This window comes from Clostridium beijerinckii (genome assembly GCF_018223745.1).
GTDB classification, from domain to species: Bacteria; Bacillota; Clostridia; order Clostridiales; family Clostridiaceae; genus Clostridium; species Clostridium beijerinckii.
The window spans coordinates 4,073,772-4,100,395 of sequence record NZ_CP073653.1 but is presented as its reverse complement, the minus strand read 5'-3'; the positions used below and the strand labels follow the sequence as shown (position 1 = coordinate 4,100,395).

The 26,624-nt window shown below is 29.5% G+C and carries 25 protein-coding genes and 1 pseudogene; 16 read left to right on the top strand and 10 right to left on the bottom strand.

The features are described 5' to 3' along the window. Positions 1-195: 195 nt before the first annotated feature. The 8 genes and pseudogenes from KEC93_RS18605 to KEC93_RS18580 all read right to left on the bottom strand — a co-directional run bounded on the left by KEC93_RS18605 (position 196) and on the right by KEC93_RS18580 (position 4,434). Positions 196-513 carry a hypothetical protein gene (locus KEC93_RS18605; protein ID WP_023974571.1) on the bottom strand — a complete coding sequence of 106 codons (318 nt, stop codon included), beginning with the start codon at positions 511-513 and terminating at the stop codon, positions 196-198. Between the two features lie 57 nt (positions 514-570). Continuing rightward, entirely contained in the window at positions 571-885 is a 315-nt protein-coding gene (locus tag KEC93_RS18600) for a hypothetical protein (RefSeq protein WP_023974570.1), read from the bottom strand. Between the two features lie 348 nt (positions 886-1,233). Then, positions 1,234-1,452: a DUF2922 domain-containing protein gene (locus KEC93_RS18595; protein WP_023974569.1), complete on the bottom strand. Its 219-nt coding sequence runs from the start codon at positions 1,450-1,452 to the stop codon at positions 1,234-1,236. Between the two features lie 109 nt (positions 1,453-1,561). After that, positions 1,562-1,693, bottom strand: a pseudogene (locus tag KEC93_RS18590) (DUF1659 domain-containing protein); the annotation flags it as partial. 108 nt (positions 1,694-1,801) lie between these two features. Next, on the bottom strand, positions 1,802-2,596 hold the full coding sequence (locus KEC93_RS26960) for an HNH endonuclease (protein ID WP_474259556.1): 795 nt from the start codon (positions 2,594-2,596) through the stop codon (positions 1,802-1,804). Between the two features lie 11 nt (positions 2,597-2,607). Then, entirely contained in the window at positions 2,608-3,615 is a 1,008-nt protein-coding gene (locus tag KEC93_RS26955; protein ID WP_474259555.1) for a reverse transcriptase domain-containing protein, read from the bottom strand. Positions 3,616-3,901: 286 nt separating this feature from the next. Beyond that, the gene (locus tag KEC93_RS26770; protein ID WP_274597745.1) at positions 3,902-4,030 is read right to left on the bottom strand and encodes a hypothetical protein; all 129 of its coding nucleotides are present in this window, start codon (positions 4,028-4,030) and stop codon (positions 3,902-3,904) included. A 278-nt stretch (positions 4,031-4,308) separates the two neighbouring features. Beyond that, a complete protein-coding gene (locus KEC93_RS18580; RefSeq protein ID WP_077869949.1) occupies positions 4,309-4,434 on the bottom strand; it encodes a DUF1659 domain-containing protein in 126 nt (41 codons plus the stop codon). Positions 4,435-4,927: 493 nt separating this feature from the next. Between KEC93_RS18580 and KEC93_RS18575 the strand changes: the two genes are divergently transcribed. Together KEC93_RS18575 and KEC93_RS18570 are read left to right on the top strand one after the other, a co-directional pair. Further along, positions 4,928-5,473: a sigma-70 family RNA polymerase sigma factor gene (locus tag KEC93_RS18575; protein WP_023974567.1), complete on the top strand. Its 546-nt coding sequence runs from the start codon at positions 4,928-4,930 to the stop codon at positions 5,471-5,473. A gap of 1 nt (position 5,474) precedes the next feature. After that, on the top strand, positions 5,475-6,593 hold the full coding sequence (locus KEC93_RS18570; RefSeq protein WP_077869950.1) for a DUF4179 domain-containing protein: 1,119 nt from the start codon (positions 5,475-5,477) through the stop codon (positions 6,591-6,593). Positions 6,594-6,811: 218 nt separating this feature from the next. On the opposite strand, the gene KEC93_RS18565 is transcribed toward KEC93_RS18570, so the two are convergent. Further along, entirely contained in the window at positions 6,812-7,804 is a 993-nt protein-coding gene (locus KEC93_RS18565) for a bile salt hydrolase (protein WP_077869951.1), read from the bottom strand. Between the two features lie 525 nt (positions 7,805-8,329). On the opposite strand from KEC93_RS18565, the gene KEC93_RS18560 reads away from it, so the two are divergent. The 13 genes from KEC93_RS18560 (at position 8,330) to KEC93_RS18505 (ending at position 24,371) form a co-directional block, all read left to right on the top strand. Then, positions 8,330-10,795: a GxGYxYP domain-containing protein gene (locus tag KEC93_RS18560; RefSeq protein ID WP_077869952.1), complete on the top strand. Its 2,466-nt coding sequence runs from the start codon at positions 8,330-8,332 to the stop codon at positions 10,793-10,795. Between the two features lie 297 nt (positions 10,796-11,092). Next, complete coding sequence (locus tag KEC93_RS18555; protein ID WP_012059837.1) at positions 11,093-13,090, top strand: methyl-accepting chemotaxis protein; 1,998 nt, start codon at positions 11,093-11,095, stop codon at positions 13,088-13,090. 594 nt (positions 13,091-13,684) lie between these two features. Continuing rightward, complete coding sequence (ltrA, locus tag KEC93_RS18550; protein WP_012059836.1) at positions 13,685-14,599, top strand: group II intron reverse transcriptase/maturase; 915 nt, start codon at positions 13,685-13,687, stop codon at positions 14,597-14,599. 180 nt (positions 14,600-14,779) lie between these two features. Continuing rightward, positions 14,780-15,028 (top strand): hypothetical protein, encoded by a 249-nt coding sequence (locus tag KEC93_RS26585; protein ID WP_238953652.1) that lies wholly within the window; start codon positions 14,780-14,782, stop codon positions 15,026-15,028. A gap of 800 nt (positions 15,029-15,828) precedes the next feature. Beyond that, the gene (locus tag KEC93_RS18545; RefSeq protein ID WP_065417733.1) at positions 15,829-16,509 is read left to right on the top strand and encodes a response regulator transcription factor; all 681 of its coding nucleotides are present in this window, start codon (positions 15,829-15,831) and stop codon (positions 16,507-16,509) included. Positions 16,510-16,655: 146 nt separating this feature from the next. Then, the gene (locus KEC93_RS18540; protein ID WP_077869458.1) at positions 16,656-17,576 is read left to right on the top strand and encodes an ABC transporter ATP-binding protein; all 921 of its coding nucleotides are present in this window, start codon (positions 16,656-16,658) and stop codon (positions 17,574-17,576) included. Further along, the gene (locus tag KEC93_RS18535) at positions 17,569-18,294 is read left to right on the top strand and encodes an ABC transporter permease (protein WP_077869459.1); all 726 of its coding nucleotides are present in this window, start codon (positions 17,569-17,571) and stop codon (positions 18,292-18,294) included. The genes KEC93_RS18540 and KEC93_RS18535 overlap by 8 nt, the downstream gene beginning before the upstream one ends. Before the next feature lie 15 nt (positions 18,295-18,309). Beyond that, positions 18,310-19,044 carry an ABC transporter permease gene (locus KEC93_RS18530; protein ID WP_077869457.1) on the top strand — a complete coding sequence of 245 codons (735 nt, stop codon included), beginning with the start codon at positions 18,310-18,312 and terminating at the stop codon, positions 19,042-19,044. A 24-nt stretch (positions 19,045-19,068) separates the two neighbouring features. After that, the gene (locus KEC93_RS18525; protein WP_077869456.1) at positions 19,069-19,950 is read left to right on the top strand and encodes a sensor histidine kinase; all 882 of its coding nucleotides are present in this window, start codon (positions 19,069-19,071) and stop codon (positions 19,948-19,950) included. A gap of 301 nt (positions 19,951-20,251) precedes the next feature. Continuing rightward, positions 20,252-20,941, top strand: a complete 690-nt coding sequence (locus KEC93_RS18520) for a M15 family metallopeptidase (protein WP_077869455.1) — start codon at positions 20,252-20,254, stop codon at positions 20,939-20,941. Positions 20,942-20,961: 20 nt separating this feature from the next. Then, on the top strand, positions 20,962-21,651 hold the full coding sequence (locus tag KEC93_RS18515) for a response regulator transcription factor (RefSeq protein ID WP_077869454.1): 690 nt from the start codon (positions 20,962-20,964) through the stop codon (positions 21,649-21,651). Continuing rightward, positions 21,641-22,744 (top strand): sensor histidine kinase, encoded by a 1,104-nt coding sequence (locus KEC93_RS18510; protein WP_077869453.1) that lies wholly within the window; start codon positions 21,641-21,643, stop codon positions 22,742-22,744. The genes KEC93_RS18515 and KEC93_RS18510 overlap by 11 nt, the downstream gene beginning before the upstream one ends. Before the next feature lie 982 nt (positions 22,745-23,726). After that, positions 23,727-24,371: a YidC/Oxa1 family membrane protein insertase gene (locus KEC93_RS18505; RefSeq protein WP_012059827.1), complete on the top strand. Its 645-nt coding sequence runs from the start codon at positions 23,727-23,729 to the stop codon at positions 24,369-24,371. A 325-nt stretch (positions 24,372-24,696) separates the two neighbouring features. Here the strand turns inward: KEC93_RS18505 and KEC93_RS18500 are convergent, their stop codons facing one another. Beyond that, positions 24,697-25,530: a helix-turn-helix transcriptional regulator gene (locus tag KEC93_RS18500; protein ID WP_077829746.1), complete on the bottom strand. Its 834-nt coding sequence runs from the start codon at positions 25,528-25,530 to the stop codon at positions 24,697-24,699. A 140-nt stretch (positions 25,531-25,670) separates the two neighbouring features. Between KEC93_RS18500 and KEC93_RS18495 the strand changes: the two genes are divergently transcribed. Further along, entirely contained in the window at positions 25,671-26,522 is an 852-nt protein-coding gene (locus tag KEC93_RS18495; RefSeq protein ID WP_077829747.1) for an NAD-dependent epimerase/dehydratase family protein, read from the top strand. Positions 26,523-26,624: the final 102 nt, after the last annotated feature.

Genomic DNA, 26,624 nt, shown 5'->3' with positions numbered 1-26,624 from the left:
AACTAAAAATAATAATTAGTGAGTTGGTATGAAGTTTGTTAAAAAATATAGATTCTAGATAAGCTATTAAGAAATTTTCGAGTTTAGAGATGGACTTATTTGTGGGAAGTATTTTATTTACGGGAAATGTTGGAGGAATGAAATGAAGGATACTTTAAAAGAACCGTATCATAAGAGACACTATAAAAGTATCTCTTATGATATGATTAGTTCACCATCGCCAGTTATTATAATTTTATATCCAGCTTTGAGAGGAAATAAATTAAATTTTTGCGATTGAGGCCATATGCGAATAGCTTGAACAGGAGTTTCAGTAGAATCTAAAATAAATATGTAAATCCGCTCATTAAAAGAATTATTTTGAACTGTATGTGTAGCATCTAGAGATAAATTTAAATCTTCAACTTTGTAGAAACCACGCTTAAGAATTTTACTTTCAGCCATACAAGGTGAAATTATAATATTAGAAGAAATAAAGAAGAAGAATAGTAATGCATAAATAAATTTTTTCATAAACATAATCACCTCTAAATTTTTATAGATAACAAGAAAATGAATTGAGCATTTTATCTAGTTTATAATAATGCTACCTTTACTAGATACAATTATTTCAAATTCAGATTCTAAAGGTATTAAAATATACTTGTCTGACTGAGGATCTAATCGCATATATTGCCTAGTTACTTGATTTGAATCGAAAATGGCAATAAAGGCATAATCACTGGTTGAAGTATTTTGTACAGTATGAATGCCGTGGGATAAATTTAAATCTGTAGCTTTATAAAATCCTTCGTGTAAGGTTTTTGGTTCAGCGCCAACAGGGATTGTAAAAATATGAAAGATTAATATTAAAAAAAATAAAAATGCCAGTGGGTACTTTTTCATTAGATCACTCACCTTTCTAAATCAAAATATTATGGAATTATAAACTTAATTTTATTATGTGAAAGTGATGAGAATATATTCTGAAATATTAAAAATAAAAATTAAACCTGAAGAGGGGATAAGACAAGATTAGTAGTTTACTATTTAAAATGTAAAAAATGAGTGTTAACGGAGAAAGAGGCGTTTATAGAATCTTGGCAAAATTTGAATCATGAGGGACGTAGAAATCTTAAGCATGGTTTTTCATGAGGTATTAACTTGAATGATTGAATCATTAGACAATGAAGATAATAAAAAAGGAAGCTTATCCACTATGAGATAAGCTTCCTTTTTTAGATTACTTAAGACTTAAGCTACATCAAATTTAGTAACTTGTCTTTGAGTAACTTGAGCACCAGATTTCTTAACTAAATCACCAGAATTAGTTTTGAAAACATTTTTAGCAATTACAGTATCCATAAGTGCATTAATCTCGTCTTTTGTAAGACTTGGTTTAACACCAGAAACACTTAAAGTACTTTTTTCACCAGCCGCAGTTAAAAAAGTCATAGATAAAGAATATTCCATTTAATTCACCACCTTTCTGTTTAGATTAGAGCTAAGGAAGTTAAATCATATACATGATTTAACTAAGTTCGAGAAACCAAATCATAGATTTGGACTCTCACTTATCTGCTTAAGAATTTGCTAAACTAGAAGATTCATTTATAAAGTAGTCTCTAGTATTAGCTTCCATAACAGCTTTAATTGCATCAGCAACAGCATAGATATTTTCTGGTGTTGCATCTGTTTTGATGCCTGAGAAAGTTTATACCAATAGGTAAGAATTTGAAGTTATCTCCATCTTTTCCCCTGGTTCACACCGTACATGAGACTTTCACCTCATACGGCGTTCCAACAATTTATACTTTTTTAATTAAATAACTGAATTTCCTACTAACTTTCTTAAAGAATTGACTCGTTTTAACCCTTTTTCGTCCAAGGACAATAAACCTAGATATTTAGTTATGGTATATTTTTCATTGCAATGTACAAGAACATGAGCTTCGGCGCATAGCCAAACAAGATTTTTATACTCATCTGTTCCACCATTACTTTTCGGTATCTTATGATGGCATTCCATATTATCAGTTTCTAAGTCTAGACCTGTTATGTAACATTTACCTTTTTGTCCTGCTATCAGAGATAGCATATTATCACAGAGTTCAGCAGTTCCAGTATAATTCGAAGATTTTAAAAGATATTTGATTAAATGATAATATCCTTTAAGTCTGTCATGAATTAACAATCGACCTCTTTCAGTATAATTACATATATTTTGATTAAAATTATTAGGTGGTCTGGTCTTACAACCATAAATAGGGAAGATAGTGACGTTATAAATAGTACGTATCTTACCATTATAATTTCCATATAACCGTTTATATGTTTCAGAAAATTTAGGTTTATTTGATATCCAATTCTTTAATCGCATTTCTAAGGTTCCTGTAACTAAGAAACTAATTTTCTTTACATCTTTACTTATATAGGTAGCAATATTATAGTAGTTATGAATACCTAGTATCATTGAGTTTAAGATTGATACTTCATTACTATTTTCTTGCTTTTGGATTTTCTTTATTTGGTCTTTAAGTTTATTAATGGCATTATTTTTAGATTTATCACACATTCGACTTTGACAAACATATTTATTTCTTTTAGGCTTAACCATAAGTTTAAATCCTAGAAATTCTGTATAGTTTTTCTTAAATTTGTTATTTTAGATTTGTCAGGACTTATATCTAAGTCCAATCTTTCTTTTAACCACAATCTTGTAGCATTATAAATCTTCTGTGCAGTTTTAAAATCTTTGCAAAAGATTTTAAAGTCATCAGCATATCTAACTAGACGTATTTCTTTTAAATTACTTGTTTTCATGGCTTTATATTTGTGTGATTGTTGGGTATATTTATATCTTGTTTCAAATGTTTCCCATTGAGAACTAATCCACCAGTCCAATTCATTTAGAACTATATTAGATAATAAAGGACTAATTATACCCCCTTGTGGTGTTCCTTTTGTTGGTATTCCAATTCCTTGTATTTCTGATTTTAGTATTTTACCAATTATACAAATCAAGTTTTTATCATGTATGCCAATGTTCCATAGCTGTTTTTTTAGTTTGCTATGATTGACATTATCAAAGAATCCCTTTATATCGATATCTACTACATAATATGCGTTACTAAAATTCATTATTTGCATACATCTAGCAATAGCATGTTTTGTTGACCTATTAGGTCTAAATCCATAACTATGCTTATAAAATTTAGCTTCACATATGGGTTCTAAAACTTGCTTAATACATTGTTGGAGAATTCTATCTTCAATACAGGGTATACCTAGCGGTCTGGTTTTACCATTTTGTTTAGGTATTTCAACTCGTCTCACACTTTTTGGAATATAATTATCGAATTTATTTTGGATACGTTCAATAAACTTTTTTGTTTCCATGTTTTTAAAGTAATTTATATTAAGATTATCGGTTCCAACTGTTGTTGAACCTTTATTTTTTTTAATGTTTCTATATGCTAGTAAGATATTATTGTCAGATGTTATATGTTTCATTAAATTAATGAAATTTTTATTATTGCAAGATTGTTTATACAAATTGTCAAATTCATTTTGCATTGCGTAATATTCATTATTTCTTAGTAACTGTCGTTTCTCTAATTTTAAGCTTTCCTCCAAGTCTGTTGCCTCCTCATTTGTATAAATACAAATTTAGATTAACATCTCTTAGTCTTACTCGAACCTTGAATTATTCAGTATTTAATTATCAAATAACAATTGTCTAGTGGCTATTGCATAAATTACTATTGCTGTAATTATTATAGCTTCATGCCACCACTTTCACTTGGATTAAGATAAGTTATAGAACTTCTTTTCCTTATCACTACTTCATGGGCAGTAAAACCTCCATATTCCAAGCTTACCTTGTTCCGTTATTACTATCTTTGCATATATCCTTAGGTCGTTAGTATAAGCCTGCAAGCTTGATAGTACCTGTAATACTATATGGATTTTCATACCAAGAATTTTTACTCATCCACACTTGCAACACATATGTGTTATATCCATTTCTAGATATTCCTACTTTAGACATGTACATTCCCAACTTCGTCAGCTACTTTAGTAGCATCCTAACCATAGATATTTTATAGACACCCGACCTATCACCACTCAACTACCTCTAGTTTGCATTTCGTGTAGAAAGAAATTCTCTACTTACGATGGCTCTCAGCCGACTTCACCGAGCTTTTAACCTTCTGCTATTTACTTAGCAAAACGCTAATCGGAGTATCAGTGTAAACCCTTCGGGACGTTACTCCGTCATTTGGTTTCTCATAATAACAGTTCTAATTTATGAATTTAATCATTTAATTAGGCTATTCTTTTCAAATAGCAACAAGTCGCACTCTTAGTATAAATTGGATCGCCAGTTTTATCTACTCCTTTTTCAACTTCAATACTAAGAGAAACAGAGTCAATAGTTTTAGTTACAGCCATATATTTTTACCTCCTTCATTTTGTTTTCGTATATGATATACGCATTAATTCCATGAGTTATATAAATATCCTAAAATTTTTTTAAGCAGCAAATAATAAAAAAGTTGAAGTAAAGACACAAAGAAAACTTTATGTAGATCTATAGGCGTTCTAAAAAGTTTAATCCATCAGAGTTTTAGTGGACTGCCAGGAACTATAAAGTAAATAATTTTATAAAAAATTAATGATGTTATTTAGAATTTATATATTAAAGGAAAGTCAATTAGGTAAAAAAGTATTTCTTAGATTCAGAGAAGGCATCACCATTTTACTAGGAGTCCTTACTTTGATTTAACACGAAGAGTTTAATAAATTTAATGAATGTGAAAATCTTTATATAGTAATAAAATAGAAATATGTAAAACAAATAAAAATAAAATGAGAGAAAACATTTTTATTTACGTTATATAAAGTGTAAGAGCTTTTACGAAAATAATGGATTGGAGAAATTTCAATGAGGTGTACCGAAAAAAATTATATCAGTAGGCTGAAAAAGAGGAAAGAAGATGCCATAGAATTTATAGTAGATAAATATCTGGCATTAGTTAAATCCACAGTATATAAAGTACTTTCGCCACTTAACAAGGATGGAATTATTGAGGAGTGTATAAATGATGTATTTCTTTCAGTATGGAATAATTCAGATAAATTTACAGGTGAAGAAGTTGATTTTAAGAAATGGATATTTAAGATAGCAAGATTTAAAGCTATTGATTATTACAGGAAAGAAGTTAAGAATTTGCATGTAAGCATAGAGGACGAGGAAATAAGCACAAATGAATTAGTGGAAGAAGAAATTATTAAGCTAGAAGAAAGAAATGAATTGATAAACTTAATTAACACTCTTGAGCCTATGGATAGGGACATATTTATTATGAAGTTCTTTCTAGGGGAAAAGTCTGAGGATATTGCTAGAAAGTTTGGACTTACCAGAGCTGCGTTAGACAATAGAATTTATAGGGGTAAGAAAAAACTTAGACTAAATTTGGAGGTAGTATAATATGAAAGATATTTATGAAATTCTAAATGATATAGAAATAGATGAAGATGAAATGGAGATAATAGATGCAACTGATATTGAAAAAGCAAAGGTAAAAAAGTATTTAAAGAAGTCTATAAATAAAGATAAGTCATATAGAAATAAGGGAATAGCTATAGCAGTTTTGTGTTGTTTGTTAATTGGAGGTGCAGGAACTTTGGGAGTAGCCTATCCATCTTATGCAGCAGAAATTCCGATAGTTGGAGATATATTTAGGTTTATAGATAATGGTAGAACAGGTGCATATGATAAATATAAGGAATATGCAGATGTGGTAGGGGCTACACAAGAAAGTAATGGTATTAAAGTCACAATAAAAGAAGCAATATTTGATGGAAAAACCTTAACTTATACTTATGAAATAGTAAGTGATAAAGATTTAGGCGATAATCCATTTTTTAATATGAATGGACCAAGGATTACTATAAAAGATTATAATGGTGGGACAGGAGGAAGTTCTGGAGTAAAAAAAGTCGCTGAGAATACTTATGTAGGTGAAGAAACTATTACTATAGATGAAGAAAGAAAGGCTATAAACTTTGAATTAAATTTCACAGATATAGGCGATATGAGCTCCGAAAATTCTAAAGAAATAAATGGAAATTGGAAGTTTAAAATTAATTTAAAAGCATTAGATAATGTTAAACAAATGGTAAATAAGACAACTGAAAAAAATGGAGTTCAATTAAATATAGAAAGTATTTCTAAAACGTCAGCAACATTTACGTTAAATTATTCTCAAGAAATTTCAAAGGATTTACAGGAGAAATACTTTATTGTAGATATTCCTATAGAAGAAGTAAAAGATGATTTAGGAAATGTTTATAAAGCAACAAGTGTTTCAACAAATGAAGGTAGTGAAGGAAGATATGCCGGAAAATCCATGTCAAGTTTTGGGGAGTTAAATCCAAATGCAACTAAATTAATAATAACTCCTAAAGTGCATTTATCAAATAATGTACATCAAGAATCAGGTAATGGAGAGGGAAAAGCTGTTGATACAAGTCCTGCTATAGATGAGAATCACCCTAAAAATAATGAATTTGCATTAGATGATATAGTAATTGAATTAAAAAAATAGATACACCTTTTCTTATCAGAAATAGTTCAACTAAGATATAAGTAGATTTAAAGGTAGTAAAAATAAATTAATAGTAGAGTATAATAGATACTAAAAAAAGTTCATCATTGTTGTATGGTGAACTTTTTTATTCTTCATAAAATTATAGTACGGTCAAACCTATGGATATTGTGTCATTCGTAAGTGTAGCTTATATATTTTAAATGGTAGAATCAATACTATATTTTCTCAAATTTAATTGGACGCCTTAACTTTCCTAGAGAGATTAGCTCAGTATTCTTTTTATAGTTATCCCAAAGGCTGGCCCTTTTAATATTAGGATTATCATAAGTTTTAAAGAAATATTCACAAGTATTTGTATTAACAAAGGCAGTATATTTTGTATAATCATAAGTATCTCTATTTGTTATTACTATCCCTTTTGGAATAGAAACACTTTCCATAATATGAAAGCATGTATTTATTGCTTCTAAACTGTCACTAGGTGCTTTAATATGTGTTTTTTGATATGCTGTTCTTACGAATCGTTCTGGAGATGTGTAGCCTCCAGGTAACTGCATAGTTCCTCCAGCCTGACCAAATGGCCTTAAATGAATGTTACCCCAGCATGCATCACTAGTCTGAGTTGGAGATACATTCATGTAATTTCGTAAATTAGTCATGTGCCACTGAAGATCAGGACTATTGGCCATAACTCCAATTGAATTTTTGTATAAAGTTAGACCTCTTTCTGTTTGTTCAATGACGACACATTCTCCACTTTTATCTGTAGCAATCCAATGCAAAGGAGCTACTGTTTGCGTTACTGGATCTTCAAGACCTACAATATCTATTTCCATTAATATTTCTTTAAGATCTTTTACTGATTCACATCTTCCTAAAATATAATGAAGAAAATCTAATGAGGAAACAGCTTCCCTGGTAATGGAATCTTTATGAGTCTTGTATTTAGCATAACCTGCAAAATATAATGCTGCAGCCGCAAATCCTTTTTCATTTACCCCATCAAAGAAACCAAGCATTTCACCTGCTTCTTGTCCAATTCCTATAAAGCTATAGTAATCGCAAATTTTACTCATGTTGAGAGTATTATTCCATACATAATTTTTAGGTACAACATAAAGTTCTGGCTCAATATCATAAGAAAAATCCATTGTTCTGCCAAAAAAATTCTCCATCTTTTTAGATTGTAGTGTTATTGCTGTGCACATTTTAGTTCTTATCCTCCTTATACTTTATTAACTTAGCACTTGAAATTTATCACTAATGTCAACTTATATTTAATCAATCTAAACCATAAACTGCATGCTGCTTAGAATCTTCAACGATATTTTCATAGCTTTTTTGAATCAAAATATTTATGGTTTCGGTAAGTTACCACATAAATCTAGTCTTAAATTTTGATATCTATATAAAAGGTCTATAATTTATAGATATACTTAAACATGGCATAAAGTTCCACTTATTAATGTTAAACTATGAATGGTTTAGATTTAATATCTTATGTTTTGAGGAAGGATAAAAGGTATATAAAATTACAATAAACTTTGTAATGTATTGATTCTAGATAAATACAAATAAAGTAAATACAATATTAAAATATAGATTAAGGTTCAAGAAGAAATATATGATATTTTGAATTTATATGATTTTAAATTACTATTTTGAATAAAAATTATGTTCCTATCGGATACTATCATTATAACTAATGATTATCTAAAAATAGGAGGAACAATATGAATAAAAATTTTAAAAGGATTACAATCTTAACGATGCTGATAGTCAGCATTTTCTCATTTGCAGTGAACAACAATGCAATAGCGCAGGTACCGTCGGATAAGGATAATGGAGTACATCTAATTTTAGACTCAGTTAATTATAATAATGTTTTACCAAAGCACTTCCGAAAAACTACTGATTTAGCAGTTGTAAAGGACAATAAAGATTTGGATCTTAAGGGGTTAGATAAGCTGAATATTTCTGGCAGTCAACAATTTTCAGGGAATAATATAGATCTTTTAACAAAGGCAATTGATACTTCTCTGCCTATGACAGTAATAGATTTAAGACAGGAATGTCATGGATTCATAAATGGATTTGCAGTTAGCTGGGCAGATGCAAGAAATAATGCTAATGTAGGACTTACAAGAGATCAAGTTATAGCTAAAGAAAAAGAGGATTTAAAAAGTATCAAATTAAATGAACCTATAACTTTTTATAATAACTCTAAACAAACCATGGATGTTAAAACAGTTCAAAGCGAAGAAGAACTTACTAAATCAAAAAATTTAGGATATGAAAGAGTAACAGTTAGAGATGGTGGAATACCTACTGATGATATGGTTGATTATTTTATGGAATTCATAAAAAATAAACCAAAAGATTCTTGGCTTCACTTTCATTGCAAAGAGGGTATAGGAAGAACATCTACTTTCATGATAATGTACGACATGATTAATAATTATAAAGATGTCAATGCTGATGGCATAATTAAAAGACAATTGGCATTAGCAAATTTTGAGGATACTACATTAAAGTCTTTTTATAATAACGAAAGAATGGGATTCTTAAATAAATTTTATGATTACTGCAAAGCTAACGGAGACTCATTTGATACTAAATGGAGTGAGTGGAATAGTAAAGCTTCGAGTATGGATGAAACAGATAAATCTAATGCTATCCAGGTATCAAATGTAAATTCTGTTTATATGAAAAATAATATAATGCCTAAATCTTTATATGCGATTTCTTTAGATTCTATGACACCTGGTGAAAGAACAATGATAACTAGCCTTCAGGGGCTAGTTAATAATCATTGTTCTTTTCAAATATATACACTTAATTCTTCTCAGCCTGATTATAAAATATGGTTGGAAGATTTAAAAAGTAGTCATAATGTACCTTATGAAATGATATCAGATCCTTGGGAGCTAATAAAAATATATAAAGACTATATAAAAGGGTACGTGCTTTATAATGGTGAAACTAAAGATCCTTCAATAAATAATGCTTGTTCCTTAGCAGGCCTTAAAAACGCTATAGTTATTGATGAAAAGCTGGAACCTAAAATAAAGGAACTTGGCATAGAAAGTAAAGGAGATTGCAGAAATACAGATGAAAATTGGGCCTATGATAATTTGTGGAATAAAGGACTAAATCATTCCATGGTAATGGAGCTTTCTCCTGATAGAATTGATGCATTAAGGGACTATGCCATAATGACTAAATCTTTAATATTTTACGAAGGAAGTGTAGATAAAACAGCTCTTAGAGATAAAATATTTTCTTCCGTGGATGATAACGCTACATGTTTGGGCTGGGGGCCAGATGAGTTTATTAATGTAAGTACGGCTTCAAAATATGGTGTAAGCATGGTTGCAGCAGATTGGTCCTATAATTTAACTACATTAAGTGCTTTCAAAGAACCTCATATTAATAAAAACTCTTCATTAAAAGTTCCTAAAGAAGAAAATGTTCACTATGTTACTTTTATAATGTCAGATGGAGACAACCAGCAGTGGAATCTTGGAACTAATTATGGTTCACCTAAGTGGTTTGGTTATGAAAATAGAGACAAACTTTCTTTAGGTTGGTCTATGACTCCAGCATTATATTATTTAAGTCCTACTGTATTTGATTTATATAACAAAAGCATAAGCAATGAGGATCCAAGGAATAATTTCATAGTAGCTCCATCAGGAAATGGATACATATATCCAAGCAAATTTCCTCGTAATAAGTTAGGTTCATATGTTGACTTATTAAATAATTACATGGAAAGAGTAAATGAAAATTGCGTATCAATAATAGATGATTCTGCGTTTCATGATATTGAGCTTTGGAATGAGTTTACTAAAAAATCAAATATCAAAGGTTTATTTTATCTTGACTATCATAGACACGATAATTATAAAGGAGAAATTTTATGGTCTAATAATAAACCTTTAGTGTCTTGCAGAGATCTACTTTGGAATTCACTTGAAGACGAAGAAGAGCTAGTAAAAAAGATAAATGACAGGGTCAGCTTAGGACAAACAAATATCCATGATCCAGAAGCATACACCTTTGTTTATGTTCATGTATGGACAAAAGAGACAAGTAACGTGGAGAAAGTTACGAAGATGCTAAAAGAAAACAAAAGCGTAAGAGTCGTTCCACCTGAAACTTTTATGGAACTCATAAGTAAGAACATTAAGCATTAGTGTACAAAGCTAGATAAATATCTTATAAATTTATTATAAAAATCTCAAACCTATTTAAAATGTACCCTTTGTCAAGGACAGTTTAATTTGGTTTGGGACTTTTTTTATTCTCAATAAATTTATAATAAAATCAAATTTATAAATAGATTATGGGATAATATTACTTACAAATATATATTTGGAAAGGAAATAAAAAAGGAATTTGATAATTAATGACGAAATCAAGGAATATAGAGTTAATATGATTTAACACCTAGAGAAGGTTAAAATTTTTTAGAGGGTAGGAGGGAGATAAGTATGAAATTAAATTCAATAAAGTTCAAATTGATTCTATTTATTTTTGGACTAACAATTTTACTGTTTAGTGCAAATATAGTTATCAGTACAATTAGCTTTAATTCTTATTCAGATCGTAACAATAAGACGGAAGTAATGAATGCTAATGAAACAATAAGCGAAAAAATTAAGGAATTGAAAAATGAGTCTTTAAGTATTGGAAGTCAATTGGCCTTAAATCCTAGAATAATAAAGGGAATTGAGAATAAAGATAGTCAGGAGATTTTTAATGATTTAAAAGATATATTAAAAGATCTAGATGTAGAATTTGTTACAATAACTGATGAAAAAGGTAATGTAATTGTAAGATCTTATGAACAAGATAAAAAGGGAGATAGTATTTTAAATCAGGCAAATATAAGAAATGCTCTTGCTGGTAAATTAAACTCTCAAGTTGAAAGTGGAACTCAAATTAAACTTGCAGCTAGAGCAGGTGCGCCAGTAAAGAACGAAAATGGAGATATTATTGGAGTTGTGTCTGTAGGGTATAGATTAGATTCTAATAATCTAGTAGATTATGTTAAAAGTAAATTTGGGTGCGATGCTACTATTTTTATGGGAGATGTAAGAATTGCAACAAGTATAATGAAAGATGGCGAAAGGGTTGTTGGAACTAAACTTGATGAAAAAATTGCAAAAGTTGTTTTGAGTAATAATGCATATTCAGGAGAGGCTAATATTTTAGGAAGTAAATTTGATGCATACTATTCACCAATTACTGGAGATAACAATGAGACAGTTGGAGTTATATTTACAGGTAAAAGCAAGGCTGAAAGTCAGCTGTTTATAAGAAAATTTGTTATAAATAATATTATATCTTCTATTATAGTGTTAATCTTGGTTGGGATAGCAATATATTTATACATAGATAAAAAGGTATCAAAACCATTAGCAAGTGCAGTGACTCACTTTAAACACTTATCAGAAGGTAATTTTACTGAAAAGACATTAGAAAAAGATTTAAAACGCAAAGATGAAATTGGAGATATGTCCAGAGGAATTGAGCATATGAGGCAGGATTTAATAAATCTAATTAAGAAAATAATGAACAATTCACAAGATATGAGTGCAGCGAGTGAAGAATTATTTGCTACAGTTGAAGAATTTTCAGCAATGTCTCAAAATATTAATTCCGGAATTGGTAATATTAATTTTGGTATTCAAGAAACTAGTTCAGCGGCAGAAGAAATAAATGCTTCAGTAGAAGAAGTTGAGGCAAGTATTAATGTATTAACAAATAAGGCAGTAGAAGGAAGTTATAATGCAAGTGCTGCAAAAACTAGAGTAGAAGATATGCAAAATAGATCTTTGGAATCCATTAGAGAAATAGAAATATTGTTTAGTGAAAAAGAAGAAAAAATACTTCAAGCAATAAAAGAAGGACAAGTAGTAGAAAATATAAAAGTTATGGCGGACACTATTGCAGAGATATCAGAGCAGACAAATCTATTAGCACTAAATGCAGCTATAGAGGCGGCAAGGGCTGGCGAACATGGAAAAGGATTCTCAGTAGTTGCTGAAGAAGTAAGAAGGCTTGCAGAACAATGTTCAGATGCCGTAGAATCTATAAAAAGTACAATCTTCAAAGTTCAAAATGCATTTAGAAATCTTTCCAACAATAGTGACGAGGTACTAACTTTTATGAAGGAAAGAGTAAATCCTAAGTTTGAAGATATGATTGAAATTGGAAAAGAAAATTATAAGGATGCAGAATTTGTAAGTAAAATGTCAAATGAAATAGCTGAAATGACTAAAGAAATTTCAATTACAATGGAACAGGTTACTAAAGCAGTGGAGAGCATGGCTGATACAGCACAAAAATCTTCACAAGAAACTGATGAAATAGTAAACAATATTGATGAAGTTAATAGAGCAACAGATGAGATAGCAAAAACGGCTCAAGAACAAACACGTCTTGCTCAGGATTTAAATGAAATGATACAGAAGTTTCAGGTTTAGTATACGGCACAATGTAAATATAGATATTCAACTTTAAATCTAGATTTATGTGATAACTTACCGGTACGCCAAGCAAGGGCGTAAAAGATAATGAGGGCTAACCTTCCTCATTATTACTATATAGCAGGTGGGAATCCTGCATGACAAAGGCCATCAACCAGTCATTAGTTAGTCTTGGGCTTATTATGGCGATGTAATAAGTTAAGTGTAGACAAACAAGGTACCAGGCCGCAAGCGAATGCTGAAACTACTAGCCACGAAATTATCACAAAGTCAGAAAGGACGATAATATCGGTAAATTAGAAGTCAGAACATAGATAATCATTATTGCAAGAATATCTGTGCTTTCTCGTGGTTTTAAGGTGTAGCATGGTATACATTGATATAGTACGTCAACTTGGGAGGACTCATTATTCTCTGACTTCAGAGTATGGAAAACAATGATTAGAAATCAGAGGTATTCAAATGATAATGAGTAGTCGGATTACACCATAGTACTGAAGAAATGAGTAATGACCATGGAGGGAAGGGTGTAACATATTATAGACCTTGAAAAGAGAAACAGAAATTCTCACACAGAGGAGGAAAAAAAAAATGTACACAAAACTTGAGAGGATAGCAGAAATAGCTGGAAATAATCCTAAAGAGAAATTTACATCACTAATGCATTTAGTTAACAAGGAAATGCTAATTTTATGCCATTATGAACTGAGCGGAAATAAGGCTACAGGAGTGGATAAGGTAACAAAGGAAGAATATGAAACTAACTTAGAGAATAATATTGATAATCTACTAATTAGAATGAAGACTTTTAAATATAGACCGCAGCCTGTAAGGAGAGTATACATAGATAAGTCTGGTTCAAACAAGAAAAGACCTCTAGGTATACCGGCATATGAAGACAAAGTTGTACAATTAGCCATTAATAAAATATTAAAATCAATATATGAACAAGATTTCATTGATAGTTCTTTTGGGTTTAGACAAAATAGAAGTTGTCATGATGCTCTTAAAATCTTAAATGTATATTTATCTGAAAAGAATGTGAATTATGTTGTAGATGCTGATATTAAAGGATTCTTTGATAATGTTGACCACAAGTGGTTGATGAAATTTCTTGAACACAGGATTGCAGACAAGAACTTACTTAGATATATAGGTAGATTTTTGAAAACTGGAATAATGGAAAACGGAAAGTTTTATAAAGTATATGAAGGAACTCCACAAGGGGGAATAATATCTCCAACATTAGCAAACATTTATTTACATTATGTTTTAGATATATGGTTTAATAACTTTATCAAAAAGAAGTGTAAAGGACAGGCGTACATAGTACGCTATGCGGATGATTTTGTTTGCTGTTTTCAGTATGAAGACGAAGCGAAAGCTTTCTATGAAGCATTGAAAAACAGATTAGACAAATTTAACTTGCAGGTAGCTGAAGATAAAACTAAAATATTATATTTCGGTAAGAATGCCTACTATGATAGAAAATTCAAGAGAGCATGAAAGTTAGAATCATATAAAGATAGAACTTTTGATTTTCTAGGATTTACACACTTCTGCAGTTGCAGAAAGAATGGAAGTTTTAGAGTTAAGAGGAAGACTAGCTCAAAGAAATTTGGAGCTAGCATAAAGAGATTGAATGAATGGTTAAAGAATAATAGAACAGTGCCGCTCACATTATTAATGGAGAAACTGACACAGAGACTAATAGGATATTATAGGTATTACGGAATCACTGACAACAGTTTAAGTCTCGCAACTTTCAGATATTTAGTAAGAAAACTAACTTTTAAATGGCTAAACAAAAGAAGTCAGAAAAGAAGTTATAACTGGAGAAGTTTTGACACTATGTTTGAGTGCTTCAAAATACCTAAAGCTAAAATATATGTTAATATTTTCAACTTAAAAGAAGATATATCATATATACTGTGAATTATAATGTGGGGAGCCGTATGCGGGAAATCCGCACGTACGGTTCTGAGAGGGGTTAGGGAAGTGATTCCCTAGTCTACTTACCAAATCATAAATATTTTGATTCCGAAAAGCTATGAAAATATCGCTGAAGGTTCTAAGCAATAGGTTGTACCCACTTTAGCATGCTCCAACTTTCCTAGGGAAGCTCGACTCATTACATTCGCTGAGGAAGTTCGAGAACCCAAAATAAAATTTTGGACCCTCACTTCACAAGCTAAAACGGAACAACCTACAGCTAAGAACCTTTAACAGCTCATTTTCAAATGTTTTCTACACAAATATATTTATGATTTCTAGTTAAGATATAAGCTTAAAGTTCTAGCAATTTTGTAAATATGTTAATTTAATAAGTTGAATTCTTAAATTAGCTATCTATACACAAATTACAACTTAAAAATTAAAATAATTAAAGAGAATCAAACTCAGAATGAGGTGATTCTCTTTTTTCCATATTAAAGGAAACTAGTTTCATTCGCTTTATTATCAAACTAGTAGATTTAGGAAATATGCTGGTCTACCAGTTGGATAGTAATTGTTTATTGTGATAAAACATTTGATGATTTTATAGTTATCCATAAGATTTTCCCATGTAATATTAGTGTTATCTAAATAAAAGATAACAATTAAGCGTTTGGTAAATTGACTATTTTAAACCAATATGGATTTGAAACAATATTAAAAGAATGATACTATTGTATTTATAGTTAAATTCATTATACAGGTTTAGTTAAATAAGTAGTAATTTGGTTGGTGATGATATGCAACAAAGGATTTCAATTATAGAAGATGATTTAGAAATTTGTAATCTACTTAAGGAATTTTTAAAGGAAAGTGGATATGAAATAAAGATATCTAATACTGGAATAGATGGTATGAGAGAATTAAGAACTTTAACGTATGATTTAGTTATTTTAGATTTAATGCTGCCATATAAAAGTGGAGATGAGATTTTACGGGAACTGCGCAGCTTTTCTAATATACCTGTCATCGTATTATCTGCAAAGGATATGGTACATACAAAGGTAGATTTATTACGTTTAGGTGCTGATGATTATGTGACCAAGCCTTTTGATTTAAATGAAATATTAGCAAGAGTAGAGAGTAATTTAAGGCGCTGTAGTTCAGATTCAAATATAAAAAAATCAATTTTAACTTATAAAGATATTATATTATATGAAGAGGAAAAGAAAGTAATAGTAAACGGAAATACACTTGTATTAACTTCAAAGGAATATGGTATTTTATTTTTATTATTAAGTCATCCACAAAAAGTCTTTTCAAAGGCAAATTTATTTGAAAGTATATGGAATGAAGAATATTTTAGTGAAGATAATACACTAAATGTCCATATAAGTAATATTAGAAATAAGCTTAAAAGCGCAAATCCCAATGAAGAATATATAGAAACTATATGGGGAATGGGTTATAAGTTAAAATAACAAATAAAAAGAAATATATAAGCAGGAGTAAAGCCTGCTTTTTTGTTATGGAGAAAATATTTAAGGTTTTCTTTAGAATTGATTTAAGATTTTCTTTAAGTACGATTTTTACAATGTAAATATGGAAAAGCAAAGGAGATGTTATTATGACTTATGTTTTAGAAACTAAAAACTTAACAAAGAGATACAAAAATACACAAGCCTTGGATAATATAAATATAAAATTAGAAAAAGGAAATATATATGGTTTTGTTGGACAAAATGGTGCGGGAAAAACAACTTTAATAAGGCTTATTACTGGCTTATCATTTCCTACATCTGGTGAACTTTATTTATTTGGACAAACTGGGGAAAAGAAATTACAAGAACAAAGAAAGCGACTAGGTTGCATGGTAGAAACTCCTGCATTATATCCTAATATGACAGCATATCAAAATTTAGAGATTCAACGCATTCAAAGAGGAATTCCCGATAAAAAGGTTATTGAAGATACTTTAGAATTAGTTGGATTAAAACATACAGGAAAAAAGAAAGCAAAGGATTTTTCTTTAGGAATGAAGCAGCGATTAGGAATTGCTCTAGCACTGATCAATGATCCAGAGTTTTTGATTTTAGATGAACCTGTAAATGGACTTGATCCTGTGGGAATTGTTGAAATAAGAGAACTTATTAAAAGATTAAATAAAGAAAAAGGAATGACTATTTTAATCTCAAGCCATATTTTAGAGGAACTTTATCAAACTGCCGATCATTATATTATTATTTCTAATGGAAAGATATTGGAGTCATTAACACAAGAAGAACTTAATGAAAAGTGTAAAAAGCATATTGCAATTAATATAGATGATGTATCTATTGCAGCTACTATATTAGAAGAAGAGCTTCATACAAATAACTATCAAATAATGCCAGACAAAACAATTCGTTTATATGATTATTTAGATGATATTAAATCTGTTTCAATAGCATTATCAAGAAATAATTTAATAATAACCGGAATTTCTTTGGCGGGAGATAGCCTTGAAGATTACTTTATTAGAAGAATTGGAGGCAGGAAATATGATTAATCTGTTTAGAACAGAGGTTTATAAATTATTTTTAAGTAAAAGCTTTTGGCTAGTGTTTATCATGAGTACACTTTTTGGAATTACAATGACTCCAGATAGCAATACATTCATAACTGGATATGAAAATATAGGTGTAAGCTTTTATTATGCATGTTTATTAATGATATTTCCTATATTACTTGGGGCAATTTCTTTTGGAAGTGATTTTGGAGATAGGACTATAAATAACGGAATAAGTGCAGGTCATAGTAGGCTTAAAATATTTGTTTGCAAGGTGTCAGCATATTTTATTGGAGTTAATTTAGTTATTTTGTTTAGCCCAATTGTAAATGTGATTCTTAACATTATCTTACATAGATATACTACAGGATATTTTATAAATGAGGGAAATATTTTAGCTAAAACAATAATAATAACATCGTTATTAGGGATGGCTATGTCAAGTGTAAGTGTGTTCATAGCTTTTATGTTTAGAGATATTGGAAAAGCAACAGGAATTTCAGTTGTAATATATTTTATAAATATCTCTCTATTAAACTCAACAAATGATATAAGAACAACTATATTTAGGTATCTACCATTAGCACAGGCACGCCTTATCTTGTATAGGCCTTTAATTCCAAATCAATTTAAAGACGCAGGACTAATTGGTATTTGTGCAATATTATTTTTCTTGAGCATATCATACGTCCTCTTTAAAAAAGCAGAGCTAAAATAAAAGGAAGTGTAGTAAATGAGAAAGTTATTAAAAATGGAAATCTATGAGGTTAGACATAATTATATTTGTTTGCTCATGATAGGAATTGCTATTATTTATGGAGCATATTCAGGTTATGGAGATTTAGAAATGAATTATTATAATTTACCTATAGGAGGATATGAAGTGTTACTAGCAATGCTCCATGATGCTCCAGGAACCTGCATGTTAATTTCAGCTTTTCCAGCATTGCTAATAGGAAAAAGTTTTTCAAATAGGACTTTAATTACTAAAGTTGCATCTGGAAATAGTAGAGGTATTATTTTTTTTACAAAAGCTGTTTCAATACTTATTATTACAACTGTATCAATGCTTATCTTTTCTTTTTCTGGTGCATTCGCTGTTACTATAAAGTATGGCTTTAATGCACCAAGTGGAGTAAATGTAATTACACTAATGAAAATTTTAATTTGTACAACATTATTATATTTAGCTATTTTTTCTGTAATAATACTTTTTGGAGTAATATTTAGAGATAATTTAAAAACTATTATAGTATCAGTTATTACAATTCTTATGAATGCTATATATTTATTTGTTGCCAGAAGTATGAATTTGCCATTATATAGGCATCCAATGAATTTGCTTAGAGTGATTTTAAACAATAACTCAGCATTTGAATTTATATCATTTTCTTTAGAAGGTATAATTTTATTAGGGTTTATAATAATGTTAAGTTATAATATATTTTGTAAATGTGAATTAAAATAAACTTATTATATAAGGATGGGTATAATGCTGATTATATTGATATTAAGCCTTACTGTTATTTTATTAATTTCTTATGTATTTCATTTAAAGATGCAAATAAAAAGTATAGGAAAACAATTAGAAAATATTTCAGAAGGCAAAACAGAAAAGAAGATAGATGTATCGTTGCTTGACAAAGATATTGAATACCTTGCAGGTAACATTAATAGAAATATAAATTATCAAAAGCAGCTAAGAATAGAGGTGTTGAGAAATGAGCAAAAGCTTAAGGATTCTATCGCAAATATATCTCATGATTTAAGAACTCCTCTTACTTCTATAATTGGTTATCTACAATTACTAGAAAAAAGTGAATTGTCGGAAAATCAAAAAGAAAAAATAAGTATTATAAAAAAGAAATCTGAGATTTTACATAATCTCATTACTAGTTTTTTTGAAATAACTATTATTGAAAATGATAGAATGCATATAAATTTAGAAAAAATTAATATGAATAATTTTCTTTCAGATGCAATGCTCCAAAATATAATGCCATTTAAAGAAGCTGGAATTGAGCCCATTTTTGATTTGCCAAATACAACAATATTTATTGAAGGAGATAAAATAATTCTACAGCGTATTGTTCAAAACTTAATATCAAATATATTGAAATACGGTTCAAGTTATGTCAAAATATCACTTGTGAAAAAGGAACATGTTGAGCTTTGCTTTGCCAATAAAATTGAAGATCCTAAAAAAATAGATGTAAATTTATTATTTGAAAAGTTTTATACAGGGGATAAATCAAGAAGTTCTGGCAGTACAGGTTTAGGCCTTTCAATTGTGAAGCTATTAGCTGAAAGAATAAATGCTAAAGCATTAGCAGAAATTAAAGAAGATATTTTAACATTGAAAATTGTATTTTAATAAAACAATTTTATGGAATTAAAATGAAGGAACTAATATAAAAATTAATTTAATAGTATAATTGTTCATTTAAATTAGATACAATTACACAAAAAATTATATTATGTAAGTAAAATTGGGTATCTTATATTCTGTTAAATTTGTATATGATAAAAAATGCTAATGCTATTCGAATAGTATTGGCATTTTTTTTAGTCAAGGTAAGTTTTTTAAAACTTAAGATTTCGTAAGGTTTATTTATAATTCTTGTAAAGTCTATCTTCTACAATGAAATTATGACATTTGAAAGGAAGTAGAAGATATGAGAAAAGTATATAAAAAGATATCAGGATTTATAATAATGACGATGATAATAATTTGCGGATTTTGGTATATTGAAGGAAATACAAGTAATTATGGTTCAAATGATAAAGACAAGTTGTTTGAAGTAAACACAGCTAATGGAAGCGAAAAAATACTATTAGTAAATGAGAAGCATGGATTAAGTGGGAATTATGTACCAGAAGGATTAAGCATACCTAACATACCATTTTCAAATGGATCAGATGATGAAGAAAAACACGTAGCAGGAACTGTTGTAAAGCCATTAGAAGAATTAGTAAATGCGGCTAAAAAAGACGGGATAATATTACTTGGTAATTCGGGTTATAGATCTTATGAGTCACAAGAAGATATTTATGAAAATCGTGTGATATCTCAAGGGAAAAAGCTTGCAGATGCATATGTAGCTAAACCTGGATTTAGTGAGCATCAAACAGGGCTGTGCATTGATATTACTAATAAAAACGGATATTTTGCAAAGGGAACTAAGGAGGCAGATTGGCTTGCAAAAAATTGCTATAGATTTGGTTTTATTATAAGATATCCTTATGGAAAGAAAAGTGTAACAGGAATTGAATATGAACCATGGCATATTAGATATGTAGGTAAGGAAGCTGCTAAGTATATTCATGATAATGGAATTACATTAGAGGAATACTTACAAAAATAATTATAAAAATGGAGGAATAAATGAATAATATTCTTGTAGTAGATGATGAAAAAGAAATAAGAAATTTGCTAGAAATAAATCTTAGAAATGAAGGATACAATGTATTTAAGGCAAGTTGTGGAGAGGAAGCCTTAGATATTTTGGAGAAGGAAGAAATTCATTTGATAGTTTTAGATATAATGATGCCCCACATGGATGGTCTGGAGGTTTGCAGAAGGGTAAGGGAAAAGTATAACATACCAATTCTTATGCTAAGTGCAAAATCAGAAGATATGGATAAGATTCAAGGGATTATGACTGGTGCAGATGATTATGTATGCAAACCTTTTAACCAATTGGAACTTATAGTTAGAGTTAAGGCATTAATGAGAAGATCATATTTTTTAAATTTAAAAATGCAAGTTTCAGAGGATATAATAAGAATTGAATCAATGGTTATAGATAAGAGTAAGCATAAGGTGACTATAGATGATAAAGAAGTAGATTTAACGGCTAGAGAGTTTGAAATATTATATCTGTTAGCTACAAATAGAGGAAGAGTTTTTAGCGCGGAGGAAATTTTTGAAAAGGTATGGAAGGAAAGATATTATCAATCTAATAATACTGTTATGGTACATATGAGCAGATTAAGGGATAAAATAGAACATCATATGGAAGGAAATAAGATAATTCATACTATATGGGGAGTTGGATATAAAATTGAAAAATAAAAGATTCTATAAATATTGGCTATCACCATTAGGTGAGATTGGAACTACATTATTATTAACTTATATAAGCTTAATGATAGTTAGTAAAATATTAATATATTTATATTTAAATACTAAAATTCAACTCATTAATTATATTTTTAAATTTCGAAGACTCATTGACTCTATAATGTTTGAAGGTGCAACCTATGTGATTGCCGGAATTTCATTATTTGTAGGAGTATATTTACTTATTACTTATAGAAAAACTAAAAGTTTGGTAGCTATTATAGATCAAACTGAAATAATGGCAAGTGGTGACTTGGACAGATTAATAGAAGTTGATGGAGAAAATGATATTAGGAATTTAGCAGAAAATATTAATAATATCTCAAGGCAACTTAAGGAGATAACAATAGTAGAAAGAAAAGCTCAACAAACTAAAAATGACTTGATAACTAATGTTTCTCATGATTTAAGAACTCCATTAACGTCTATAATAGGTTATTTAGAAATAATTGATGCTGATAAGTATAAAGATGAAGTAAGACTAAGATATTATGCTAATATAGCATTTGAAAAGGCAAAAGCATTGAATTTACTTATTAATGACTTGTTTGAACTCACTAAAATGCAAAATAACACCATTAATTTAGATAAAGTTGATATTAATTTGGTAGAATTATTAGGTCAGGTAGTTGCGTATTTTGAATATCAATTTAAAAATGCAGAAATGCAATCAAGAATCAACTTTTCTGAGGATAAGCTAATAGTAAATGCAGATGCAGGTAAGTTAGTTAGAGCATTTGAAAATTTGCTGTCCAATGCAATTAAGTATGGCCGAGATGGTTTTTATGTTGATGTAACAACAAAAATGGAAGAGAATATGGCAGTAGTTCAAGTTATAAACTATGGCCAGTCAATATCAGCAATAGATTTACCATACATATTTGATAGATTCTATAGGGTAGAAAAATCAAGAAATAGCGATATAGGTGGTTCTGGATTAGGGCTAGCTATCACAAAAAATATTATAGAGTTGCATCAAGGAACGATAAAGGCCTATAGTGATGATAATAGAACTATTTTTGAAGTAAGATTACCAGTTAAATGAAGAAATTGCATTAAAAGCTTATAAAGTTTTATGGGAAGTAAAATAATGCATTTTAAAAATGTATGTAGGGTTGACTCAAAGCGAAATTTTTATTTTAAGAAGTTATATGGTAAGTTACAATTTAAAATATCAATTCTATATGTATTTTTCTAAAAGAATTTGATATAATATAAATAAGAAAAGCTTAGTGCGTCAACACCAAGCTAATCATTAAAACATTTATTTTGTTTTAGGGCTATTGGACCTAAATTACAAATTTATGAAGAGACTAAAGCACTATTCTTGGTCGGATGGGTGCTTTTTCTCTTTGCTATTAATTTCTATGTGAATTCCAAGAAAATTAATCTTAATTATCAATTTAGAAATAAAAAGATTATGTTTTAAAACTAATCTAATAATATAAAGAGTAGCAAAACATTTTATAATCAATTCTAGCATATCCAATACCACCCCCTCAGCTACAGCGAAATAATTCACCAATAGCCCAAGGAGGAAAAAATGTTCAAAACCTCCACAGCCATCCATCTATGGTTGTTAAATTTTACTTGGATATTGTACCATAATTATCCGATTTTATATAGTAGAATATATTGGCAATAGTTGGAGCTATGAAATGTGTAACCTAATATTATATATGAACTAGGATCATTGTAAATAAATTCTAAAGTGATATACTATATGCATATATAGAATTTCGTGAGGTAATTTTATGAGAGCAGAGTTAATGAATACTATGCATTTGTTTTTTGTTCTAGTGTTTCTTATAAGTATTATTACTTGCACAATTACATATTTAAGAAAATATAGAAAAAAGCTAAATTATAATGTTGTAAGTAGGATTTATATTAAATACTTGGATTATTCAAGATTTATGATAATAAATGATTATATATCATATGAAAAATATGATATTTGGCGGTATTGTGTACAGTTTTAAATGAAATGGTGTTTTTTATTTATTTTAAATTTTAGGAGGAAGAATATGAACATCATTTCAAATTTACTAAACGTATCACTTAATTATTTTTTTAATATTACAGGAGACTTAGGAATAGCAATTATACTATTAACTATATTGGTTAAGCTAATTCTTATGCCAATATCATTTAAGCAAAAGTTAAGCATGTATAGTCAGCAGGAGTTTTCTAAGGGGCTTGAAGAAATAAAAGAGAAATATAAAAGTAATAAGGAAAAGCTAGAAATTGAGACTCAAAAGTACTTTAAGCAAAATGCAAGGGGAATGATAGGTATTTTATCAAGTTTACTTCAGATACCTATAGTTTTTAATTTGTATAGAGTGATTTTAAATATGCCTATGCAGGTTGGAACTGCGCTTATACCTTGGGTAGTTAGCTTGAAGATGTCAGATAGTTTATTTATAGTGCCTGCAATATATGCAGTTTCAATGCTTAGTCCCAATATATTACCTTATATACCTTTTCTTAGATTAAAAGCTCAAGCTAAACTAAGCAAAACCAACATCATAATAACAACTATAATAAGTGGATTGGTTACTTTTAAAGCTCCTATTGCTTTAGGAATATATTTTATAACCACAAGTTTATTCTCATTTGTTGAAGAAGTAGCTTTTAGGCTATATGCCAAAAGAAGAGGTTTGGTAGTTTAAAAAATTATGTTTGATACTACTAAGTAAAATTTATTTTAAAATTATAGATAAATTAAAAAGGTAGCTGAATCTAAATTAGATTTAGTTACCTTTAATAATTTATAATATGTATTTTTCAATTGAATTCTCATATTCTAATCCTGCACATATTTAAACAGTAGGGGCGCAGGTTATAGACTTAAAGTTTAAAATGAAAGGTAAATAAATACGCAGAAGGAAAGTGGCTTTTGCGTATTTATTAAGGAAATGTGCGAAAATGATCTACACAGTAAATTGATAATGTAAAGTATCTTTTATTATTGAGCTGTCAATTATGATGTATTATTCATTTGGTAGAATATATTTTTTGTTTAAGCTTTTCTAATGTAGAAGGTGAAGCAGTATAAATCATCAATTTAAAATCAGGACAGTTTGATACTTGCAAATTCACATGTTCAAATTCCAATTCTCCAATCTCAGGGTGATTCCATAATTTATGACAATCAGTAACAGTTTTAACTTCATAACGAGGCCACCACTTGCTGAAGAATTCATTTTCTTGCTTAAATTTCTCAATCATTTCATTTAATCTTGCATCCTGGGGATACCTAGCACAATCTGCTCGAAATCTTGCAATCATGATTTTAGCTCGTTCTTCCCAATCTGGATTAATTTCTTTTTTGAATGGATCAATTAAAAATTGATGTAATACGTTTGGTTTTGAATCTATGCTGGTAGAATATGAAGGAAATCGAAATAAAAATTCTGCTGCACGATTCCATAATAATACATCCCAGTATTTATCCATTATATATGCAGGATTAGGTTCTAATGCGAAAACAGTTCTTTCTAATCCTGTACTAATTTCTTTATAAATTTTTGATTCTTCTATCTCATCAGATTTAGATAATAAAAAAAGATATCGGCGTTCATCTTCGGATAATCTTAAGGCAGTAGCCAAGCTTTCCAATATTTGATAAGAAGGGTGTACATCTTTTCCTTGTTCTATAGATGTGTACCAAGAAACTCCCACATTAGCAAGCTGAGCCACTTCTTCACGACGAAGTCCAGGCGTGCGGCGACGTCCATGTGAAGGTAATCCAACCTGCTCTGGAGTAAGGCGTTCTCTAGTAGCACGCAAAAATTCACCTAACGACTGCTGAAATGTAATTTCTTTCATTTATTTTCCTCCTCTTATCCTACTACTCTCAATCGTAGGATAACCACAATATGGTTGAATTATTTTAACTCTGATATATTAGCAATATAACATAAAAATAACTGATGAACAAAACTATTTAGATTGGAGTGAATTAATTTATGAAAATATTTGTAACAGGGGCAACAGGTAAGGTTGGAAGTCGATTTGTACCGTATTTACTTAAGCAAGGCCATGAAGTTCGTATTCTTGTAAGAAACTTAGAAGGTGCATCCACTTTAAAAGAACAGGGGGCAGAAGTAGTATTAGGAGATCTTTTAGATAATGAAAATCTAATTGAAGCCGTACGAGGTGTTGATGCTGTTGTACATATAGCAGCTCAATTTCGAGGTGGTATTAGTGAAGAAATGGCTAAAGCCATCAATATAGATGCAACTATTACACTCGCTAAAGCAGCATTAGATGCAGGTGTCACAAGATTTGTTTTTACAAGCACAGGCAATGTATATAACAATTCTCTAGTAAATAGACCATGTATGGAAGATGATGTTCTTACAGCAACGGCATTATATCCTAAAACAAAAATGGCTGCAGAAAAAGCTTTACTTGGATTATATCATGAACAAGGACTAGATATTCGTATTATGAGACTAGGATTTGTTTATGGCGATAATGACCCACACATTCAAGAAATTTTACCGTTTCTAAGTAACTGGAACCCTTCAAAAGCGATGTCAGTAGTGCATCACCAAGATGTCAGTCAAGCATTACTGCTCGCTGCTAGTACACCTGGTATTGGGGGGCGTATATATAATGTTGCTGATGATAATCCTATTACTGTAAGTGAATTTTATAAGCTACAAGGTGAATCAGAGCAGGTACCTCCAAATGGTGGGTGGCCAAGTTTTAACCAATGGGATATGATATTAGATACATCGCGTATTAAAAGTGAACTAAATTTCAATACTAAATATCCTTCTCTTTATATTGCTAGAGATATGGGAGCATTATAGTTGGATTTTGAAAAAGTGTGATGTTAAGCTATGCGAGCAATGATAAATTCAAATATTAGTTTCTTATATAAAAACATGGCAGATTATTTATGTTACAATTAT

Bases quoted from the DNA above. Each gene is read 5' to 3' on its own strand.
- KEC93_RS18605 (WP_023974571.1), bottom strand. From the start codon at position 513: ATGAAAAAATTTATTTATGCATTACTATTCTTCTTCTTTATTTCTTCT.
- KEC93_RS18600 (WP_023974570.1), bottom strand. From the start codon at position 885: ATGAAAAAGTACCCACTGGCATTTTTATTTTTTTTAATATTAATCTTT.
- KEC93_RS18595 (WP_023974569.1), bottom strand. From the start codon at position 1,452: ATGGAATATTCTTTATCTATGACTTTTTTAACTGCGGCTGGTGAAAAA.
- KEC93_RS26960 (WP_474259556.1), bottom strand. From the start codon at position 2,596: ATGGTTAAGCCTAAAAGAAATAAATATGTTTGTCAAAGTCGAATGTGT.
- KEC93_RS26770 (WP_274597745.1), bottom strand. From the start codon at position 4,030: ATGTCTAAAGTAGGAATATCTAGAAATGGATATAACACATATGTGTTG.
- KEC93_RS18580 (WP_077869949.1), bottom strand. From the start codon at position 4,434: ATGGCTGTAACTAAAACTATTGACTCTGTTTCTCTTAGTATTGAAGTT.
- KEC93_RS18575 (WP_023974567.1), top strand. From the start codon at position 4,928: ATGAGGTGTACCGAAAAAAATTATATCAGTAGGCTGAAAAAGAGGAAA.
- KEC93_RS18570 (WP_077869950.1), top strand. From the start codon at position 5,475: ATGAAAGATATTTATGAAATTCTAAATGATATAGAAATAGATGAAGAT.
- KEC93_RS18565 (WP_077869951.1), bottom strand. From the start codon at position 7,804: ATGTGCACAGCAATAACACTACAATCTAAAAAGATGGAGAATTTTTTT.
- KEC93_RS18560 (WP_077869952.1), top strand. From the start codon at position 8,330: ATGAATAAAAATTTTAAAAGGATTACAATCTTAACGATGCTGATAGTC.
- KEC93_RS18555 (WP_012059837.1), top strand. From the start codon at position 11,093: ATGAAATTAAATTCAATAAAGTTCAAATTGATTCTATTTATTTTTGGA.
- ltrA (WP_012059836.1), top strand. From the start codon at position 13,685: ATGTACACAAAACTTGAGAGGATAGCAGAAATAGCTGGAAATAATCCT.
- KEC93_RS26585 (WP_238953652.1), top strand. From the start codon at position 14,780: ATGGAGAAACTGACACAGAGACTAATAGGATATTATAGGTATTACGGA.
- KEC93_RS18545 (WP_065417733.1), top strand. From the start codon at position 15,829: ATGCAACAAAGGATTTCAATTATAGAAGATGATTTAGAAATTTGTAAT.
- KEC93_RS18540 (WP_077869458.1), top strand. From the start codon at position 16,656: ATGACTTATGTTTTAGAAACTAAAAACTTAACAAAGAGATACAAAAAT.
- KEC93_RS18535 (WP_077869459.1), top strand. From the start codon at position 17,569: ATGATTAATCTGTTTAGAACAGAGGTTTATAAATTATTTTTAAGTAAA.
- KEC93_RS18530 (WP_077869457.1), top strand. From the start codon at position 18,310: ATGAGAAAGTTATTAAAAATGGAAATCTATGAGGTTAGACATAATTAT.
- KEC93_RS18525 (WP_077869456.1), top strand. From the start codon at position 19,069: ATGCTGATTATATTGATATTAAGCCTTACTGTTATTTTATTAATTTCT.
- KEC93_RS18520 (WP_077869455.1), top strand. From the start codon at position 20,252: ATGAGAAAAGTATATAAAAAGATATCAGGATTTATAATAATGACGATG.
- KEC93_RS18515 (WP_077869454.1), top strand. From the start codon at position 20,962: ATGAATAATATTCTTGTAGTAGATGATGAAAAAGAAATAAGAAATTTG.
- KEC93_RS18505 (WP_012059827.1), top strand. From the start codon at position 23,727: ATGAACATCATTTCAAATTTACTAAACGTATCACTTAATTATTTTTTT.
- KEC93_RS18500 (WP_077829746.1), bottom strand. From the start codon at position 25,530: ATGAAAGAAATTACATTTCAGCAGTCGTTAGGTGAATTTTTGCGTGCT.
- KEC93_RS18495 (WP_077829747.1), top strand. From the start codon at position 25,671: ATGAAAATATTTGTAACAGGGGCAACAGGTAAGGTTGGAAGTCGATTT.